General features: G+C 51.3%; 17 protein-coding genes. All 17 read left to right on the forward strand.

All coding sequences use genetic code 11. From position 1 onward, the window contains the following. Window positions 1-230: 230 nt before the first annotated feature. The 17 genes from L3D05_RS24380 to L3D05_RS24460 all read left to right on the forward strand — a co-directional run bounded on the left by L3D05_RS24380 (window position 231) and on the right by L3D05_RS24460 (window position 20,101). Window positions 231-1,016, forward strand: coding sequence for a methionine ABC transporter ATP-binding protein (locus tag L3D05_RS24380; protein ID WP_239618982.1), 786 nt, complete (start codon window positions 231-233; stop codon window positions 1,014-1,016). After that, window positions 1,013-1,681, forward strand: a complete 669-nt coding sequence (locus L3D05_RS24385) for a methionine ABC transporter permease (protein WP_239618983.1) — start codon at window positions 1,013-1,015, stop codon at window positions 1,679-1,681. Before L3D05_RS24380 ends, L3D05_RS24385 begins: the two co-directional genes overlap by 4 nt. Window positions 1,682-1,752: 71 nt before the next feature. Next, window positions 1,753-2,661 (forward strand): MetQ/NlpA family ABC transporter substrate-binding protein, encoded by a 909-nt coding sequence (locus L3D05_RS24390; RefSeq protein WP_239618984.1) that lies wholly within the window; start codon window positions 1,753-1,755, stop codon window positions 2,659-2,661. 247 nt (window positions 2,662-2,908) lie between these two features. Beyond that, complete coding sequence (locus L3D05_RS24395) at window positions 2,909-6,826, forward strand: S-layer homology domain-containing protein (RefSeq protein ID WP_239618985.1); 3,918 nt, start codon at window positions 2,909-2,911, stop codon at window positions 6,824-6,826. A 319-nt stretch (window positions 6,827-7,145) separates the two neighbouring features. Next, a complete protein-coding gene (gene urtA, locus L3D05_RS24400; RefSeq protein ID WP_239618986.1) occupies window positions 7,146-8,420 on the forward strand; it encodes an urea ABC transporter substrate-binding protein in 1,275 nt (424 codons plus the stop codon). A 141-nt stretch (window positions 8,421-8,561) separates the two neighbouring features. After that, entirely contained in the window at window positions 8,562-9,467 is a 906-nt protein-coding gene (gene urtB, locus L3D05_RS24405; RefSeq protein WP_239618987.1) for an urea ABC transporter permease subunit UrtB, read from the forward strand. A gap of 27 nt (window positions 9,468-9,494) precedes the next feature. Further along, window positions 9,495-10,604, forward strand: a complete 1,110-nt coding sequence (urtC, locus tag L3D05_RS24410; RefSeq protein ID WP_439647981.1) for an urea ABC transporter permease subunit UrtC — start codon at window positions 9,495-9,497, stop codon at window positions 10,602-10,604. After that, entirely contained in the window at window positions 10,555-11,343 is a 789-nt protein-coding gene (gene urtD / locus L3D05_RS24415; protein WP_239618989.1) for an urea ABC transporter ATP-binding protein UrtD, read from the forward strand. The genes urtC and urtD overlap by 50 nt, the downstream gene beginning before the upstream one ends. Then, window positions 11,321-12,028, forward strand: a complete 708-nt coding sequence (gene urtE, locus L3D05_RS24420; protein WP_239618990.1) for an urea ABC transporter ATP-binding subunit UrtE — start codon at window positions 11,321-11,323, stop codon at window positions 12,026-12,028. Before urtD ends, urtE begins: the two co-directional genes overlap by 23 nt. 607 nt (window positions 12,029-12,635) lie before the next feature. Further along, window positions 12,636-13,286, forward strand: a complete 651-nt coding sequence (locus tag L3D05_RS24425) for an energy-coupling factor ABC transporter permease (RefSeq protein WP_239618991.1) — start codon at window positions 12,636-12,638, stop codon at window positions 13,284-13,286. After that, the gene (locus L3D05_RS24430; RefSeq protein WP_239618992.1) at window positions 13,283-13,636 is read left to right on the forward strand and encodes a PDGLE domain-containing protein; all 354 of its coding nucleotides are present in this window, start codon (window positions 13,283-13,285) and stop codon (window positions 13,634-13,636) included. The genes L3D05_RS24425 and L3D05_RS24430 overlap by 4 nt, the downstream gene beginning before the upstream one ends. Then, window positions 13,608-15,251: a cobalt ECF transporter T component CbiQ gene (gene cbiQ / locus L3D05_RS24435; RefSeq protein WP_239618993.1), complete on the forward strand. Its 1,644-nt coding sequence runs from the start codon at window positions 13,608-13,610 to the stop codon at window positions 15,249-15,251. Before L3D05_RS24430 ends, cbiQ begins: the two co-directional genes overlap by 29 nt. Window positions 15,252-15,436: 185 nt before the next feature. Further along, the gene (spoVT, locus tag L3D05_RS24440) at window positions 15,437-15,979 is read left to right on the forward strand and encodes a stage V sporulation protein T (protein ID WP_239618994.1); all 543 of its coding nucleotides are present in this window, start codon (window positions 15,437-15,439) and stop codon (window positions 15,977-15,979) included. A gap of 170 nt (window positions 15,980-16,149) precedes the next feature. Continuing rightward, window positions 16,150-17,859 carry a polysaccharide biosynthesis protein gene (locus L3D05_RS24445; protein ID WP_239618995.1) on the forward strand — a complete coding sequence of 570 codons (1,710 nt, stop codon included), beginning with the start codon at window positions 16,150-16,152 and terminating at the stop codon, window positions 17,857-17,859. A 7-nt stretch (window positions 17,860-17,866) separates the two neighbouring features. Then, a complete protein-coding gene (gene yabN / locus L3D05_RS24450) occupies window positions 17,867-19,354 on the forward strand; it encodes a bifunctional methyltransferase/pyrophosphohydrolase YabN (protein ID WP_239618996.1) in 1,488 nt (495 codons plus the stop codon). 189 nt (window positions 19,355-19,543) lie between these two features. Then, window positions 19,544-19,816 carry a non-specific DNA-binding protein Hbs gene (hbs, locus tag L3D05_RS24455; protein ID WP_120979884.1) on the forward strand — a complete coding sequence of 91 codons (273 nt, stop codon included), beginning with the start codon at window positions 19,544-19,546 and terminating at the stop codon, window positions 19,814-19,816. A 3-nt stretch (window positions 19,817-19,819) separates the two neighbouring features. Beyond that, window positions 19,820-20,101: an RNA-binding S4 domain-containing protein gene (locus L3D05_RS24460; RefSeq protein ID WP_239618997.1), complete on the forward strand. Its 282-nt coding sequence runs from the start codon at window positions 19,820-19,822 to the stop codon at window positions 20,099-20,101. Window positions 20,102-20,484: the final 383 nt, after the last annotated feature.

Consider the following 20,484-nt stretch of genomic DNA (forward strand, 5'->3'; position numbering starts at 1 on the left):
ACGTGATCTGGAATTCCTATCGATTAATCGAGGGGTTCCGGGCACGTCTTTTTTGTATGGCGAATGCAAATAAACCTTGACATTAGGTCAATCTTGAACTAAATTAAATAAAAACCAATATGTTTACTTGGAATTAAAACAGTTGACCAGTTCACTGGAAACTAAGCCCGTTACGCTTTAGTCAAAGCGCGCGGAAGCTTGGTTTTTTTTGTTGGAATGGGAGTGGAGTCATGATCGTCATACGCGATTTAAGCAAAGCTTACAAAACCGCGAACAACACGTTAACGGCTTTGAACAAACTTAATCTTACGATTAAACGGGGAGATATTTTCGGGATTATCGGTTTCAGCGGAGCGGGGAAGTCGACGCTGGTTCGATGCATGAACCGGTTGGAGGAGCCGGATGCGGGGAGCATTCTTATCGGGGATACGGTTATCACGGATCTGAACGATAAAGAGCTTCGACTTGCCAGGCGCAAAATCGGAATGATCTTTCAGCAGTTTAATCTGCTTGACGGTAAGACGGTGTTTCACAACGTCGCTTTTCCTTTGAAGGTTGCGGGCTATGGCAAAGCGGCTATCAAGCGGCGAGTTAGGGAAGTGTTGGAGATGGTTCAGCTAAGCGATAAGGAAGATGCGTATCCTTCGCAACTAAGCGGAGGTCAGAAGCAGCGCGTAGGTATCGCGAGAGCCCTTGCCAATGAGCCGGATGTTCTGTTGTGCGACGAAGCTACTTCAGCCCTAGATCCTCAGACGACCTATTCCATTCTGGAATTGCTTCAAGAGATCAATAAGAAACTCGGTCTAACGGTGGTGTTGATTACCCACGAGCTCGATGTGCTTCAACATATTTGCAATCACGTAGCTGTTATCGAGAAGGGAACAATCGTCGAGACCGGTACGGTCGACAAGTTCTTCCTCGCCCCGGAAAGCGACACGGCGAGAAGATTCGTCAACATCGTGGAGCATTATCGGCAGAAACGTTACGTGGTGGAAGGAGCGGGGTCCGGCATATGAGGGATGATCTGCTTGAACTGCTATGGGAAGGGTTGCGACAGACGCTCTACATGCTTGTATGGTCATCTGTTTTTGCCATCATTCTAGGTTTGATTCTCGGAATTACGCTCGTCGTTACGGAGAAGGGTAACGTGCTGGAAGCACGGTTTATCCATAAAATCGTTAGCTTCATTATCAATGGAGTTCGTTCCCTTCCTTTTATCATTTTAATCGTGCTGCTTCTGCCTGTGGCCAGATGGGTCGTCGGTACTTCTTTAGGCCCTACTGCCGCGATCGTATCTCTTTCTATTGGAGCGGCTCCATTCTTAGGCCGTATAGTGGAAAGCGCCTTGAAGGAAGTGGTGATAGGGAAAATCGAAGCCGCTAAGTCGTTCGGAGCCTCTCCATTCGACATTATCTTTCGCGTGCTTATCCCGGAAGCCCTTCCTGCGCTTGTGCGCAGCTTGACGATCGCGGTCATTGCGATTACCGAGCTTACGGCAGTTGCCGGTGCGATCGGAGCCGGCGGACTCGGTAGTCTAGCTATACGGTTCGGATACCAGAGATTTCGCGAGGATATTATGATCGCTACCGTGGTCGTGATCATTTTACTCGTCCAGACCCTTCAGTGGACCGGGGATTGGATAGCCCGCTCGATCAATAAAAGGCGGTATAAGCAGGAGTAGCGCGCATGGCTAACAAGAGGTTTCACGGTTTCACCAAATAGATAGCTAAAAATTAGCGGGAGTGAGAGAGAATGTCCAAGAAAAGTTTGTTTGTCCTAGTGTCTTTATTCGTAATCCTTAGCGCGGTAGTTACGGGGTGCGGCTCGAAAAATAACAATAACGCATCGCCATCGCCATCCGCGTCTAGCTCTCCGGATGCTTCGGTAACGCCTTCCGAATCCAGCAGTCCTTCCGCATCCGAATCTCCATCGGCTGCGCCTGAAGTCACACTCAAAGTAGGAGCTGCGGCAGTGCCGCATGCGGTTATTCTAAATTTCGTCAAGCCGGCGTTGAAGGCGCAAGGGGTGAACTTGGAGGTTATCGTATTCGACGATGAAGGTCAATTAAACCCGGCTCTGAACGAGAAGCAGATCGACGCTAACTACTTCCAGCACGTTCCTTATCTAGACTCGATCAAAGGGGAGAAGGGCTACGATTTCGCCGTGACGACGAAAGTGCACGTGGAGCCAATCGGTTTCTACTCCGATAAGCTCAAATCCAAGGACGATATCAAAGAAGGCGCGACAATCGGAATTCCGAACAATCCGTCCAATGAATATCGGGCTCTCGTGCTATTGGAGCAGCAAGGCTTCATTAAGCTGAAGGAAGGTATTACGACGTATGAAGCGACGCCGAAGGAAATCGTAGATAATCCGAAGAAGCTCAAGTTCGTCGAAGCCGATTCCGCGACATTGCCGCGAGCGTTACCCGATCTGGATGGCGCGATTATAAACACTAACTTGGTGCTCGAAGCGAAGATCGATCCGAACTCGGCTCTGTTCCGCGAAGACGCGAACTCTCCTTACGCTAACGTTATCGTTGTCCGCAAGGGTGACGAGAATAACGAAGCGATCAAGAAGCTCGATGCGGCATTAACAACGCCGGAAGTGAAGAAGTTCATCCAAGATACTTACGGAGTGGCGGTCGTTCCGGCGTTCTGATTCGTAGCGAATCTGACTTACTAATTCAATATGAAGAAACCCTCGCTTGGGAGTTTGAGAGACGCAAGTCTTGATACCCATAAGTCGAGGGTTTTATTCTATTTATTCCAAAACAGCCTTATTTAATGGAGATTTTAGGAAGGGAATAAACAAATCGTGTTAAAATATGTAATATATTATCGAAATAAGGGGTAATTTTCCCTTGGGAATCGGTAATGATTTCAATTCACAAACAGGAGGAGTAGCTTTGAAAAAGTCAAAGAGTCGATTGTTTTCAATTCTATTAGCATTTCTCGTAGCGATGATGAGTATTATGCCTTCCGTATCGGCGTCCAAGTTAAGCGATTCACAAGGCCATTGGGCGCAGAAAGCCATCGAGAGATGGAATGAATCGGGGGTCGTGAGCGGGTATGGCGGACAGTTCAGGCCGAACGACCATGTAACAAGAGCCGAATTTGCCATGATGATTAACAATATTATGAAATACATAGAAAAAGGAAGTAATCCTTTTACGGATGTGAACTCATCGAAATGGTATTCCGAATCCATCATTAAATTAGGTACGGCAGGTGTCTTGAGCGGAGAGGGCGGGAAAGCGTTGCCCGATCAGAATATTACTCGCCAAGAAGCGGCTGTTCTGATCTCGAAAGCATTCGGAATTCCGGATAGCCCTAGCAATTCGAGTGCAACTAACTTCAAAGACAATAAAGATATTGCGGCTTGGGCTAAGCAAGCAGTTGCGGCTCTAGTCTCCAAGAAAGTGATCCAAGGCTCGCCGGATGGCGCTTTTAACCCGCTTGCTCCTTTAACGAGGGCGGAAGCGGTCACGATGTTTAACAATTTCGTTCAAGAACTGATCTCTAAACCGGGCGAATATTCGAAAGACGTACAGGGGAATGTCGTTATCAATTCCGCTGGCGTTATTCTGAAGGATATGAAGATCTCGGGTGACCTCTATATCGCACAGGGTGTCGGCGAGGGCGAAGTTACGCTTAACAATGTAAAAATAGAAGGTTCCGTATATGTTCGTGGCGGCGGAGAACATTCGATTATATTCAATAGCGTCGATGTAAACGGTGCGCTTGTCGTAAATAAATATAACGGTAAAGTACGCATCCTCGCGACAGGTAACACGTCGGTTTCCGTTACAAAGCTGGAAAGCGGAGCATTGCTAGTAACCAAAGAGCTTACGGGCGGCGGATTTGAAACCGTTGAAATTCCGGCAGATCTCGTGGCAGGCCAAGAGATCGTCCTGGATGGTAATTTCAATAAAGTCGTTAATCATTCCGAAACGGCCCAAATTACCGTAAACGGCAAAATTAAAGAACTGGTTGCGGAAGTTGACACGAATATAAGCGGCAAAGTTACGATTGATAAGGTAACAACCGCGAGCGGAGTAAGCGCTACGGTAAACAATCAACCTATTCCTTCGACTAGCGGAACTAGCAGTGGCGGTGGCGGTAGTGGTGGTGGCGGACCAGGCACTGCAACAGTCTCGGTAACGGGTGTTTCAATTAACGAGACTAATGTGAGCTTGGTTGTCGGACAGACCAAACAGCTCACCTCGACGATAACGCCGAGCAGTGCCGCTAACAAGACGGTAACTTGGTCGGTAGCGGATAATAGCACCAACGTCGTAACCGTTAGTCAGAATGGATTGTTAACGGCCGTCGGGGCAGGCACGAAGGCGATTAAGGTCGTAACCCAGGACGGAAACAAATCGAATCAAATCACTGTCCAAGTCGGTAAAGCTCCATTCAAGGTCGCTCTCTCGAAGTTCGAAGGTGCAGTGATCAATCAGAGCGAGGCGTTGGACAATGCTGTCGTTACTAACAGTGGGAAGCTGTCTATTCAAGGCAGCGGCTCAGCTGCCGGACAGTATCATGCATTAATTACCGCAACTGCGGCAATGCAACAAACGGTGCAACCGGCGGGCCACTTTGCTTATGCCATTATTACATTGACGGATCTTGCCGGAAATCCAATCACAGATACAACTGGAATTAACGCGAGCGTGACAGGTGCAACGTATTCGTATCAGCCGGTCTTCGGTGCTGGGATTGCCGATGGGTACAAGGCAGGAAGCTTTATCTTAAAGCTCGATGCCGGGAATCCTGAAGCGATTCAACATTTGAACTGGACTTTCACGCATAGCAACTACGCTAACACAACCTTTGCAATCGATTATTTGCCTGCGGGAACGGCATTCATTAAGGGCATCCAGCCGATTACAGGCGAGAAAAATATCGGATCGGTATTAACGGCCGGTAATGTTCAGTACGAAGGCACTCCGGCAAATAACAATGTATCTTATAGATGGTTAAGGTCTGATTCTGCTGATGGCTCTTATTCCGTTATTGGCGGCGCTACCGGCAATACCTATACGATAACGGCGGAAGACAGTAACAAGTATATCCGCGTTGAAGTAACGGCTGATCAAGCCCTTGTGGGCGGTACTGCCGTAAGTGCTGCATTCGGCCCCATTCAGAAGGTATTAGGGGCTTCAGAGGTATTCGCGGCTATTGAAGCGGCATACTTGTCGGGTAACGCGGACCGGAATAATGTCATTTCCAATTTGAACCTTGTCACATCTTTGCCGGAGTTCCCGGGCGTTGCGATTTCCTGGACTTCTAATAATCAAGCAGTAATAACGAACGGCGGGGTTGTAACTAGAGGCGAAAAGGATGATCAGTTCGTAAGCTTGACGGTAACTCTTAGCGGAAGCATAACGGGTACGCAAACCTACGAGTTGATCGTTAGAGCCAAGGGCACTGATAACGTAGATATCGTTGGTTTTGTTGATCCTTATTTTGTCGATGGTTACCCGCAAGCTTTCGTGAAAAACGGAAAGATTTCCGTTCGGTATAAGTTAAATGCTCCGGCCGAAGTCTATATGGTAGTGAACTCGATAAACGGACTATGGGAGTCGAGCGTAAAAGCGGTGCTGGAAGGACGTGCGGGGCCGGATAACGATATTATTTATGTAGATGACTGGCCGTACTCCAAACTGGAAAGCTCCGGCGTTAATCAATTGCAAGAATTCGATACCGGCGTTAACTTGGGGGAGCGAACGACTCGCGTGGAATTCGTCATTCGGGATACTAGCAGGAGCTATACTTCCAGTGCCGTAACTACGATCTTATTCGATCAAGAGACGGTCAGCGCTTTAGATACCTTCCCTCCGAGAGCAAACGGCTATTTCGTTAATGATGATTTGAGCGCAGTCTACATTTATTATAACGAGAACATTGATTTAACCAGTGTACCTCAGGCAACGGATTTTCAGTTGAATTATGGAACGGTAAACAATGTCGTTCTATACAATTACCATGACCAATATGGATTTATTAACTCTTATGTGAAACTTCTGGTTAGCGGAATACCGCTGCAGCAAAAAAATGCCTTGCGACTATCGTACACGGGTACTGCCATTCAAGATCTATCCGATGCGCACAACAAAGCGGAGACATTCTCCGATTATTCGCTAGCCGCTGATGATGCACAGATCAAAAAAGTCACGATCAGTTCCGATAGGAACTCCATGATTGTTGATATCTTGCCTGGATTGAATCCGAGCGATAATAAACAAATCAATCTAATGGACGCTTCCAGATATATGATTACCGTCGCCGGGCAGAATTACGTTCCGTCTTCGGTAAACTATAGCTATAGCGTTGGCAATCTATCGTTCAAATTAAAGTTCGACACCCCGCTTCCTGCCGGAGCTGCATCCGTCAAAGTGAACACGTCGGGCATCGTGGATTGGAGCATGGATAGCTATCCTGGCGAGATTTCCTCGCAAGCCATTACGGAAATAGGGGCGCCAGGCACTCCGACTGCTTCCTATGCGGGCGGAATAATTACGCTTACTTTCGCGAGCGGGTTTGAGCTTGGCACCAGTTCTTCGGCCGTAGGTTTCGTTTTAAAGGTAGATGGCGTTGAATACGCTCTTAGAGGGTTTATCGCAAGAACGGGTTGGCCCAACAGAAATGTTCGACTGTTCGATCTAAACGATAAGTATTCCTCCCAGTTCAAGGCTGCGATCGATTCCGGATCGGCGATTGAAATCAAATACACGAAGCTAAATGGCTCTGAGTTCTCTCAGCCGTCCGATTCTGCTGGAGCATTGCTTCCTGACTTCGGGTATATAACGGTTACAAAATAATAGGATACCGGAGCGATCATCGCCCCGGTATTCTGAAACCCCCGCTGGGGGAGTTGAGACAAATCTCTCAAACCTCCCACAAGCGGGGGTTTTCTTGTTTAAAGGGCTTTAGCTAAGGTTAATCAATCATTAAATGTAATATAATATTACATATACTCACTCAAAAATGAGTTAAAGACGAATAAAAACATATTTTATGTAAGGTATATTGACACAAAACCTATCATAGCCATATAATGTAATTACGAACGGTTGGGCTGTGGAGAGATCCGAACGTTCGGTTTTAGAGAAACCATACTAAAGATCGGGGAGTGGAAGGATGAAGAAGGGCAGTGGGTTAAAGGGATTCGTTCTGGCATTGACGGCAAGCTTGGTATTGGCGGGTTGCGGCAGCAACAACAACGAGGCAGGAAGTTCGACGTCATCGTCCGCGCCTGCATCCTCGGCGGCAGCATCGTCGCCGGCAGCAAGCGGGGGCACGGTTAAAGTTGGGATTCTGCATTCCTTGAGCGGAACGATGTCCATCTCGGAAGTGACGGTTAAGAACTCCGAGCTAATGGCCATTAAAGAGATTAATGCCAAGGGCGGCGTGCTGGGCAAACAGATCGAAGCGGTAGTCGAGGATGGCGCATCCGACTGGCCGACATTCGCGGAGAAAGCACGCAAGCTCTTGTCCGAAGATAAAGTCGCGACGGTATTCGGAGGATGGACTTCTTCCAGCCGGAAAGCGATGTTGCCCGTATTCGAAGAGTTGAACGGACTGTTGTGGTATCCCGTTCAATATGAAGGATTGGAATCATCCCCTAACATTTTCTACACTGGCGCAACAACGAATCAACAAATCATTCCTTCCGTTGATTTCTTATTAGAGAAAGGCAAGAAGAAAGTGTTCTTGCTAGGCTCGGACTACGTGTTCCCGCGCACCGCCAACAAAATCATCAAGGCGCAATTGGCGGCCAAAGGCGGAGAGACGGTAGCGGAAGAATACACTCCTCTCGGACATACGGATTACACCACGATCATTGCGAAGATCAAAGAAGCGAAGCCTGATGTCGTGTATAACACGCTGAACGGCGATAGCAACGTGGCATTCTTCAAGCAATTGAAGGACGCGGGAATTTCCTCGGCGGACCTCATGACGATCTCCGTATCCGTTGCGGAAGAAGAAGTGAAAGGGATCGGTCCAGAATACTTAACGGGTCACCTTGTCGCTTGGGATTATTATCAAACGACCGATACACCGGAAAATAAAGTTTTCGTAGAGAACTTCAAGAAAGAATACGGCGCGGATAGCGTAACGAGCGATCCGATGGAAGCCGGTTACGTAGCGGTGTACCTGTGGGCGGCTGCCGCCGAGAAAGCGGGATCCTTCGAGGTGGATAAAGTGAGGGAAGCGGCCAAGGGCATCGAGTTCAACGCTCCGGAAGGCAAGGTCACGATCGATGGAGAGAACCAGCATATCTATAAAACCGTTCGGATCGGCGAGATCAAGGCAGACGGTCAAATCGTGGAATTGTGGAACTCCGGAGGTCCCGTTAAACCGGACCCTTATCTCAAAACCTATGATTGGGCTAAAGGTCTAAGCGATCAATAATGGATTATTCGCAGTAGAAGCCGGGGAAGTGTTCGGTGCAAACCGGGGCTTCCCCTCGCTTATAAAGTGATGGGTGAGTAGGGTAGGACGCATCGATGTTCTTGGAAAGAGTTTGATGCAATTGGAGCAGGGGGTTACGTCATGGAGATTTGGTTCTCGCAAATTTTTAACGGTTTGAGCGTTAGTTCGATTTTGTTGCTGATCGCTCTTGGTCTTGCCATTACTTTCGGTTTGATGAGAGTCATCAACATGGCGCATGGAGAGTTTATTATGATTGGCGCCTATGGGGCGTACATGACTCAGCAAATATTCAAATCAACCCTTCCCAAAAGCCTATTCGACGCTTATTTTCCCGTAGCTATACTTGTCAGCTTCGTCATCGCATTCGCGATAGGTTATTTGCTTGAAGTGACGCTCATCCGATTTCTCTACGGCAGGCCGCTCGACAGCTTGCTTGCCACTTGGGGAGTCGGTCTAATGCTCCAGCAGCTGGCTCGCTCTATCTTCGGAGCGCCTAACGTTGCCGTAGCGAGTCCTTCTTGGCTGAATGGCGGACTGACCGTATTCTCGGGAGTGGTGCTTCCTTATAAACGGTTGTTTATTATTGCTCTCGTGGCTCTTTGCCTAATCGGCATGTATCTCTATATCTACCGTAGCAATGCGGGACGGCGTATGAGGGCGGTTATGCAAAACCGAGAAATGGCGGCTTGTCTAGGAATCTCGACTAGGAGGGTGGATTCGTTCACGTTCGCCATAGGTTCCGGAATCGCCGGCATCGCGGGATGCGCGTTAACGCTGATCGGCCCGATCGGACCGTCAATCGGCACTTATTATATTGTGGATGCTTTTATGGTCGTCGTACTCGGCGGCGTTGGCAAATTACTTGGTACCGTAGCGGGCGCGCTCGGCATCGGGGTGTTCAATACGCTGTTCGAATGGTGGTCGGATGCTTCGCTCGGTAAAGTGTTGGTGTTCCTCTGCATCGTCGCTTTCCTTCAGTGGAAGCCGATGGGGATGTTCGCGGTAAGGACGCGGTCCTTGGATTAGTAACAGATTAACGTATGGAAGAAGGTGATCGCGGTGCTATCCTCCTCTATTCTACCGCGCCGTGTCTGGTTGTTGCTCGGCTACGCTTTCGCTGCGGCCGCGTTGTTCTCTGCGCCGCTCTATTTGAACGATTTTCGACTGAACCTATTGGCGAAATGCTTGGCGTTCGCTATCGTCGCGCTCGGATTGGATCTGTTATGGGGTTATACGGGTATCTTGAGCTTGGGGCACGGCGTGTTCTTCGGGCTCGGAGCTTATGCGATGGCCATGCACTTGAAGCTCGTGTCGAGCGGTTCCCGTATGCCCGATTTTATGGATTGGATGGGGCTGACGAAGCTCCCTTGGTTCTGGGAACCGTTCAAGAGCTTCGCTTTCGCGGCTTTCATGGGGATTGTCATACCGGCAGGCTTGGCGTTGGTGCTTGGGTTTTTCACCTTCCGTAATCGAATCCGAGGAGTTTATTTTACGATTCTTACCCAGGCGTTGGTTATTATTACGGTGACGTTATTCGTGGGACAACAGGCGTATACGGGCGGAACGAACGGACTTACGGGTTTTACGAAAATGTTCGGATATAGTCTGAAGTCGGGTACGGCTAAAACAATGGTTTACTTGGCTACGGTAGTCGTTCTGATCTTGGCGTTCCTGCTGTGCAGATATTTGGTCAAGAGTCGTTTCGGTAAGGTGTTGCGGGCGATTCGGGACGGCGAGAACCGCACTCGGTTCCTCGGCTATGATCCTTCGAGCTACCAAATGACGGCATTTGCCGTATCGGCGGGTTTGGCGGGAATCGCAGGCATGCTGTTCGTGCTTCACGTAGGCATTATATCCCCGACGATGATGGCGATCGTACCTTCTATTGAGATGGTGCTCCTAGTCGCGATAGGCGGACGTGGAACGTTGGTGGGCGCGGTCATCGGCGCGGTGATTATGACGCAAGCGAAAAGCGAGCTTAGCGCTTCCTATCCAGATTTCTGGTTGTTTTTCCTAGGTGCGTTGTTTATCGTGGTCACGGTGTTCTTGCCGGGCGGAATCGTCGGCTTGGTCCGTCAATTGCGCCAAACGATTATAAGGAGGCGGAGTGTAAATGAAATCAACCTCAATCCTGTCGTGCCAGAAAGTAACGGTGTCATTTGACGGATTTAAGGCGGTACAAGAGATGAGCTTGGAGCTTGCCGCTGGCGAGCTTAGATTTCTAATCGGTCCTAACGGGGCTGGCAAAACGACGATGTTGGACGCGATATGCGGCAAAGTCAAACCTGCCTCGGGCGGCGTTGTGTTCCATGGCCGTAAAGGGACGGTTGACGTCACTCGGCGTAAGGAGCATGAGATTGCGGAGCTGGGTATCGGACGGAAGTTCCAGACGCCGTCGATCTTCACGGGGCTGACAGTCGAAGAGAATCTGGAGATCGCGATGGCGCAGAACCGCGGAGTGTGGTCGACCTTGCGCGCTAAGATGAAGAAAAGCGATCAAGAGCGCATTGATACGGAGCTTGAGCTGATTGGACTCGGCGACAAGAAGTTGCTTCGCGCGGGGCTTCTGTCCCATGGGGAGAAGCAATGGCTGGAGATCGGCATGATGCTGCTGCAAGAGCCGGAAATTCTTCTGCTTGATGAACCGGTAGCGGGAATGACGGACAAGGAAACGGACAAAACGGGCGAGCTGCTGCAGGAAATCGTCCGCAAGCGCACGGTTGTCGTCGTTGAGCATGATATGGAATTCGTTCGTAATTTCGCGAGTAAAGTGACCGTCATGCACGAAGGAAAGCTCCTTAAAGAAGGGACCATGGACGAGGTGCAAAGAGACGACCGGGTGGCGGAAGTGTACCTGGGCAGGAAAAGGCGGGATTACGATGTTATCAGTTCAACAGCTTGAAGCGGGATACGGCGAGAGTGTGATTTTGCGAGATGTATCGCTTACGGTTGAACCGGGTCAGGTTGTGTGTCTGATGGGCCGCAATGGCGTGGGGAAGTCGACGCTAGTGAAGAGTATTATGGGATTGCTTAAGGCGCGCAAAGGTTCTGTATCGTTCAAAGGCGCTGATGTGACGAAGAGGGCGCCGGGGGAGCGCGCGAAGAAGGGAATCGGATACGTTCCTCAAGGGCGGGAGATTTTCTCTCAACTGTCCGTCTATGAGAATCTGCGAATCGGACTTGAGGCTCACCCGGATTCCGCTAAGCGCAGGAGCAAGGAAATTCCGCAAGACGCGATTGAGAAATTCCCGATTTTACCGACCTTCTACAAGCGTCGCGGCGGCGATTTGAGCGGCGGCCAGCAGCAGCAACTGGCTTTCGCGCGAGCGTTAATATCCGAACCGGATCTGCTCGTGCTCGACGAACCTACCGAGGGCATTCAGCCTTCTATCGTAGATGATATCCAAGATGTCATTCGGTCTATTCGCGACGAAGGCAAAACAGCAATCCTATTGGTCGAACAAAGCTTAGACTTCGTTCGCAGCGTCGGAGATCGCTTCTATATCATGGAGAAGGGCACGATCGTATGGCAAGGCGGGCGCGATGATCTGGACGATCCGGCGGTTATGAAGCACTTGACGATATAAAGGAAAACCGATTGCGGTGTCGCACAAATAGAAATGGGGTGGAGAGGGGGGGGGGGCGTGCCTGTGCTCCGCCCTTTTTCGTTAAGGCAGCTCAATTGGCGCGTTCTAGTAACGGTGAGGACACAGGAGCCCTTATTTATGTGTTTTTAGGGTCGAATAGCTTTCTGGCGGACATAGGAGCCTTTATTTGCCCTAAAACGCATGGGAATGTGCGAAATAAGGTCTGTAGTGTCCGTAACTATTCACCAACAGAGGTTTATGCAGCGGATAAGGTCTCTGATGTCCGTTCGTTTAATGCCAAGCACCGATTTGGTGTTGATTTTGTTGGTTATGATTCAAAAAAGCTAAAGTTTACTATCGATGGAAAAGGCTCAATGTGCCTATTGGCTGCGTCTGGCCAAAATTAAAGAAGAATCGGAACTAGGTTCAATAAATATACTTAGATTACATTGGCCTGTTTTCTTGTAAATGTAATAATATCTAACATAAATATTGACGTTGGAAAAGCCGAATTGGTAGAATAGTAACAATTTAATAGGGATTTTTCTTATTTTTGTGAATAAACCTAACAATCACGCTTGTGATAACGGCTAGGAGGGAACTCGCTATGCACATTCCGGACGGATTCCTCGATGTGAAGTCATGCGTAACGACAGGCGTGCTTGGAATTGGAGCGGTTGCCTATAGCTTAAGAAAAACGAGGCTGACGCTGTCCCGGCCGGAAGTGCCGAAGATCGCATTAATCGGGGCGTTCATCTTCGCTGCTCAAATGCTCAATTTTCCTATTGCGGGCGCGACTTCCGGACATTTTCTCGGAGGGGCCATGGCTTCAATCTTGTTCGGTCCCGCCGTCGGCGTCGTGATCATGTCCGCGGTGCTGATCATCCAAGCTCTGATCTTTCAGGACGGGGGACTAACCGTTCTTGGAGCCAACATCATCTGTACGGGTGTCATCGGATCTTATGTGGGATACGGCGTATACCGGCTAGGAGTCAAGTGGCTTCGCGGACATGCGACAAAAGCGGTAAGCTTCATCGCCGCTTGGTGCTCGATCGTGTCGGCTTCGTGCGGGGTGGCGATACTGCTCGCTTGGTCGGGCACATTTTCTCTCGGAGTCGCGCTGCAAGCGATGGCAGGCTGGCATAGCCTGATTGGCGTTGGAGAAGGCTTGATTACGGCGATGGTCGTCGCCTATTTGACGGAACGAAACGTTGCCTTCGATGGAATCCCATCCAAGAAGGAGGCTAGGCTGTCATGAATAAGCAGCCAGATCCGGTAGTTACGAACAAGAGGATGAAATGGATCGTGATGGCGGTAGTCACCTTGATCGCCGCAGGCCTGATCTCATACTTTGCCTCGCCTCATCCCGATGGTTTGGAGCGGGTTGCCGCAAATCACGGGTTCATCGATCGGGCGAAACAGCCTTCCTGGTCGGCGTGGATTCCGGATTACGAATTTCCCGGCATCCATTCGGCGTATGTTAGAGTCGGTTTAGCCGGAGTTATCGGAGTGGCGACTCTGTTCGGAGTCTTATATGCGTTGACGAAGCCGCTAGCTCGTCGCGAGGAGGTAGAGAGCCATGGGGAAGGCGATCATCACTCTTCATGAGAACGAAGGGATTCATCCCTTCATCGCCAAGCCGGCGCACCGCCTATGGACGGTGCTCATTCTCCTTGGCGGTACGGTTGTCGCGTGGCAGCCCTCCGTTCTCGCAACTGCAGCAGGGGTGTTGCTCTTGTTGCTGCTGTGGTGCGGCATATCGATTAGAACGATACTGGGACGTCTGCTGCTCTTGCTGCCTTTTGGCGCGGGAGCGGCAATTTTTATTCCTTTTCACACGGAAGGGACTGCGGCTTTCGAATGGTTAGGCTTTGTTGCCACGGATGAAGGAATTCAGAGAGCCGTCGTCATTTTACTAAAATTGGTAAATGCGAATTTTCTGCTGACGTACTTGCTGGCGGTTACTCCGCTATTCGTGCTTCTCCGAAGCTTACGTTCGGTAGGGATACCGGCGGTGCTGCTCGAGCTGATCCTGCTCATGATGAGATACTTCTTCTTGTTGAAGGAGGAAGCTCTCAGTATGGTGAAGGCGCAGCGGTCGCGGGGAATGAGCTTTAAGGGCTGGATATGGAGTGCCAGGGCTTACAAACGGTTCGGTGAATTGGCGGGCGTATTATTCTTGCGGGCTTACGAACGGAGCAAGCGGATCTACATCGCGATGTCGGCAAGGGGCGGATTGGAAGGGGAGAAGATCATGGGGACAAAAGCTGCGGATACGGAAAAAGAAAAGAAACAATCTCCCGCCAATGGACGCGGTAACCCGTCGTCGTTATTTGCCGTAGAAGTCAAAGGTGTAAGCTTTGCTTACGGAAAAATCAAAGCGTTAAGCGGGGTGAGCTTCGATATTCCAACTGGCTCGAAGGTAGCGTTAATGGGACCTAATGGGGCCGGGAAGTCAACGCTTATCTCCTTGCTTAACGGATTGGAGCTTTCCCAAGCGGGAGAGGTCCGCCTATTCGGCGAAACGGTAAAGCGGGACAATGGCGATCGCTTGCGCCGCAGGGTCGGAGTCGTGTACCAGGACCCGGATGATCAAATTTTCTCAACGTCGGTCGAGGAGGATGTGGCGTTCGGCCCTAAGAATCTTGGCTTGCCGGAGGCGGAAGTGGAGGAACGGGTGAACGCGGCTCTTGGCAGCGTCGGCATGAGCGAGATGAAGCGGAGGTCTCCGTTCGAGTTGAGCTACGGTCAGAAGCGCAGAGTCGCCATCGCCGGAGTGCTAGCGATGCAGCCGGACTTCATCATCCTCGACGAGCCGATGTCCTTCCTCGATCCGAAAGGGCGAGACGAGCTTCAAGCGCTGCTGGAAGGAATGCGGCTGAAAGGAATGACAATTCTGATCGCGACGCACGACGTCGATTTCGCCGCGGAATGGGCGGATAGCGTTCTCTTGCTTAAGGATGGGAAATTACTCGCGTCGGGTACTCCAGAGCTCTTGTTCGAAGAGGAATTGATCGAGCAAGCTTCGCTCCATCTCCCCAGATTAGCTCGTCCTTTTCGCTTGTTGCAAGGAGCGGAAGGGTACCGGCCGCGTTCGGTAAAACAAGCGGCGCAGATGATCTGGAGGCTGATCATGAAAGGTGCTTCCGATACGGACGACCGCGGCGAAAGTGAAGAATCCATGCAACGGTTAGCAAGAATGAAACGTTTGCCCCCTTCTTGATAACGAATTGGATGATTCCTCCAAGCGAGGGTGAACGCATAAGAAAATGGGAGCGGTTAAATACTACACTCACGATTCGATGACACCTTTTTCCGATTGTTCAAGCGTTCGTCATACAAGCCGGCATGTCATTGGCGTCGGCAACCGCAGTGTGAATACACCAACGAAAGTGGGGCAACACGAGCATGAAAGCAACCGGGATTGTACGCCGCATTGATGACCTCGGTCGGGTCGTCATTCCGAAAGAAATTCGTCGCACGCTCCGAATCCGCGAAGGAGATCCGCTGGAAATATTCGTGGATCGCGACGGTGAGGTTATTCTCAAAAAATACTCTCCAATCGGCGAGCTAGGCGATTTCGCCAAAGAATATGCAGAGTCATTGTCCGAGAGTACGGGGCATATCGCTATGATTTCCGACCGCGATACTTTTATCGCCGTAGCGGGAGCATCCAAGAAGGAGTATTTGGACAAGCCGATCGGAAACTTGCTGGAAAGCTGTATGGAAAATCGCAAAATTATTTTGGAGCCAAGCTCGGGCAACTATGAAGTTCTGCGCGATGTGAGCGAAACGGTCAGCTCGTTCGTCGCGGCTCCGATCGTAGCCGGCGGAGATCCCATCGGAACCGTGGTGCTGCTAAGCAAGGACGAGCAAGTGAACATGGGCGACATGGAAAGCAAGATGGTGGAGACGGCGGCAGGATTCCTAGCGAAGCAAATGGAGCAGTAAACGAAACGCCCGTCGGCAAAAAAGTTTCCCGTACAGATGCACGATCTGTTCGCCGGGAAGCTTTTTTGCTGTGCGGGTATCGTTTATAATCGAAGCAGAGGCCATGCATCGGGAGAATGAGAGGAAGCCGGTTTTACGCGTCTTAAAGAGGGAATGGGGAATGGTTGGCAATGGAAACTGAATACGAAGCCCGGAACGTGGGGAAAAAAGCGATTTGGCACGGGGCTGCATTGCTTGGAGGAGCGGCGCTGTTATCCAAGCTGATTGGCACGCTGCAGAAAATTCCGTTGCAGAATATGGCCGGAGATGAAGTGTTCGGCTTATATAGCGCGGTCTATGCTTTAGCCGTCATGTGGATGACGCTGGCTTCCGCGGGAATTCCCGTAGCGGTCAGCGTGCTGGTAGCCGAAAAGACGGCGCGCGGCGATGAACACGGGGCACAGCGGGTTCTTCGTTGGGCTTTGGGGCTACTCGGTATAAGCGGGCTCGTGATGTTCGTTATTTTGTGGCTGGGGGCGGATTTGTTCGCGGGCTGGATGGGGCTGGAGTCGGCCGCTCCGGCTATTCGGATGTCCTCGTTGGCTTTGCTTGTTGCCCCTGCGACAGCCGTGCTTAGAGGTTATAGCCAAGGCAAAATGGAGATGCTTCGACCGGCCGTGTCCCAGCTTGCAGAACAAATCGCGCGGGTTACGTTTATGCTGGTTGCCCTCCTCTTGGCGGTTAACGCATCCTGGTCGGCTTCTGCGACGGCGGCTTCCGTGCACGGGGGGCTAGCGGCGGGAGCGGCGGCCGGATTGATCGCCATGTTATGGGTCACAAGCCGCAGTCGGAACAAGCCGGTCGTCATCCGCGCGACAGGCGCAAGGAAAACCTTCGGTAAAGAAGGGCCTTCCGGAGCGACAATCCGGATCGTCCGGGTGACCGAAACGCGAACCGTTTTGCTAAAACGTATTTTCGCGGTAGCTATTCCGGTCGCAGTCGCTTCCGTTGTCGCTCCCTTATTCGGATTGATCGATGCCTTCTCTATTCCGCGTTTTCTACAGCAGGAGGATGGAGAGGCGGCGTGGACGATTGCCCAATACGGCGTTTATAATCGCGGAGTCGCGTTGTTGCAGTTGGTCATCATGGGCGCGGCCGGGGCAGCCTCCGCCCTTGTTCCGGCTCTAACGGCGGCCCGGGCTCGCGGCGACGACAAGGCATTCGCGTCGCGCGCACTGTTCGTTATGCGCCTAGCGTGGTGGATCGGCTGCGCGTCGGCCGTCGGATTGGCGCTGCTCGCGTCGCCGATCAACAAGGCTCTGTTCGCCGACGGCAACGGCACGGCCGCGATGGCGATCATCGCCTTTGCCGCCGTAGGCGGCACGCTGCAGGCGGCAAGCGCCGCACTGCTGCAGGGCATGGGCGACCTGCGGTCGCCCGCCGTTAACTTGGCCGCAGCCGCGCTGCTCAAGTTAACGCTCAACGCCGTGCTGGTGCCCACGCACGGCATCCGCGGCGCAGCCGCCGCCATGGCGATGGCGTTCGCCATCGCGGCAGTGCTGAACGCGCTATCCTTGCGTCAGCGCGTTCGATTGCCCGCCCCGCGCGTTAGCCTCGCGTGGCGCTCCGGCGCTGCGCTGGCCGCGATGGCGGCCGCGGTCGCGCTACTCGCGCTAGGGCTGGGCGCGCTAACCGCGGCCTTGCCTACGCGCGTGGCGGCCCTGCTCGTCACCCTGCCGGGCGTCGCGGTCGGTGCCGCCGTCTTCGCCGCGGCGCTCGTCGCCTTGGGCGCCGTCGCTCCGCAGCAATGGCGCGAGCTGCCGGGTTTATCCGGCAGCCGCTTTGAACCTTATTTGCTTCGAATTCGATCCCTTTTTAAACGCTTGCACAAGGAAGGATGATTGACATATGCCACCCTCAATTACGGTCGTTGGACTCGGTTCCGGCGGAGAAGATCAATTAACATTGGGCACGCTCAAAGTACTGGAACAATCGGCGCGCCGATATTTACGTACGGCCGACCATCCGGTCGTGTCCGATCTGAAGCTGCGCAACATCACTTTCGAGTCGTTCGATCGCCTATACGAGCAGCTCGATTCCTTCGAAGAAGTGTACGAAACAATCGCTCAACAATTAATCGAAGCTTCTAAACGATACACGGGGGAAACGATTATTTATGCGGTTCCCGGCCATCCGATGGTCGCGGAACGAACGGTCCAGCTCCTCCGGCAACGGGCGTCTGGGGAAGGCGTAGAATTGAAGCTGCTCGGAGGCGAAAGCTTCCTTGACCAGGCTTTTACGCGGCTAGGTTTCGATCCGATAGAAGGCTTCCAACTGTTGGATGCCGCCGATCTGACCCGCGAGCATCTTCGGCCGCGCATACATACGGTGATCGGGCAAGTGTACGATGCGTTCACGGCGTCCGAAGTCAAATTAACGCTTATGAACGTGTATCCGGACGATCATCCAGTCATCGTGGGACAAGCGCTTGGCGTGGACGGCCAAGAAAATATTTTGCACGTTCCCCTGCACGAATTAGATCGATTGGAGTCCTATGGCAACCTTATGCTCGTCTACCTTCCAGCCAGCACGGATGAACGGTTGCGCCGGCGTTCGTTCGAGCGGTTGCACGAGATCGTCTCCATTCTTCGCAGCCCGGAAGGCTGCCCGTGGGATCGCGAACAGACGCATCAATCGATTCGACGCAATTTCATCGAGGAAACATTCGAGGCCATCGAAGCGCTTGATCTCGATGATCCGGACGGCATGAAAGAGGAATTCGGCGATGTCATCCTCCAAGTGTTGCTGCACAGCCAGATGGAAGAAGAGACGGGCGCATTCGATGTCTACGACGTATTGGCCGAGTTGAACGACAAGCTTATTTTCAGGCACCCTCATGTGTTCGGCGGAGAGAACGCCCAAGATGCCGAAGAAGCGCTGCAAAACTGGGAGCAGATGAAAGCCGAGGAGAAAAGACGCAAAGGAATTCCGGAACGTCTCTCGATTCTCGACGGAATACCTAAAGATTTACCCGCGCTCCCCCGCGCGCATAAGCAACAGAAGAAAGCAGCGGGAGTCGGCTTTGATTGGCCGGATTTGGATGGCGTATTCGACAAGATCGAGGAAGAGCTTCAGGAGCTGCGCCAAGCCGTGAAGCAAGAATCTCGGGAACGGCAGAAAGACGAATTGGGCGATTTACTGTTCGCGGTCGTGAATGCCTCGAGGTTCATTAAGGCCGATCCCGAGGAGGCGTTGGCGGGCACCAACCGCAAGTTTGCGGAACGCTTCAAGTACATCGAGGAGCAGCTGCGTATAAACGGACGCACTTTTGAGCAGACTGACTTGTTAGAGATGGAAGCATGGTGGCAGGAGGCTAAAACGCGCTTATTACCTTAAAAAAACCTAAATTTCGCCGAAATCCCCGTACTTTCTACCTATTTCGAGAATTTTTTTTCAAGTTTGGCAGGATTTTTTTAACAGAGGGCAGAATAGTATCCTTCGTGCATTAAACAATCAAACGTTTCAAAGCGGCTATCGGCTTGCGGGAACGTAATAAGGTAACAATCATAGGAGGAATTCCGTACCATGAACAAAACAGACCTGATCAACAACATCGCAGAAAAAAGCGGCTTGACTAAGAAAGACGTAGAATCCGTATTGAATGGCTTCCTTGGTGAAGTTACTGACGCTCTTGCAGGCGGAGACAAAGTTCAACTGATCGGCTTCGGCACGTTCGAAACTCGCAGCCGCTCCGGTCGCGTAGGCCGCAACCCGCAAACGGGTAACTCCATCACGATTCCAGCATCCAAAGTACCTGCTTTCAAAGCGGGTAACAAATTGAAAGACGCTGTTAAGTAATTAATGCGTCTCGATAAGTTTCTGAAGGTGTCGCGGCTCATTAAGCGCCGCACCGTCGCGAAGGACGTGTCCGATCAAGGACGCGTCCTTCTCAACGGTAAAGAGGCAAAACCGAGTACCGTCGTCAAAATCGGGGATGTGCTGGACATCCAATTCGGTCAGCGTACGTTAACCGTAAGGATTGAACGGCTGACGGAATCGAACCGTAAAGAAGACGTCTTGGGGCTCTACACCATACTGAAGGAAGAAGCCCGTAAGCGCGAAGAAGATCCTTTCGGGCTTTAGTGGTTTTCTGCGAGTACCTTGTCATAGATAATAGGGAGTCAGCCAGCGGCTGGCTCCCTTTTTGAATCCTCTGCGACTTAAATGATTTTCCGCCACCTCCAATACTGGCTTTGAAAGCCGTTTATGCTATGCTGGCAAGTTGGAAAGCCCCAATTCATTTCAGAGGAAAATGTCTAAGTGTAAAATATACAAGTAGATCGATTTTTTTACCTAGCTAAATAGACTAAATGTAGAACATACAACTATTTCGGGTCATTTGCCGCTTTAAGTCCGACTGCTCGTAATCTAATTGCACTTTTTCCATTTAGATTCTGAGGGTGGAGAGGTTCAAGAAATCTAGTTGTACATTTTACACTTCCTAATGTTCAACGCCTGAATGTAAG

The sequence above is a fragment of the Cohnella mopanensis genome, assembly GCF_022352055.1.
GTDB classification, from domain to species: domain Bacteria; phylum Bacillota; class Bacilli; order Paenibacillales; family Paenibacillaceae; genus Cohnella; species Cohnella mopanensis.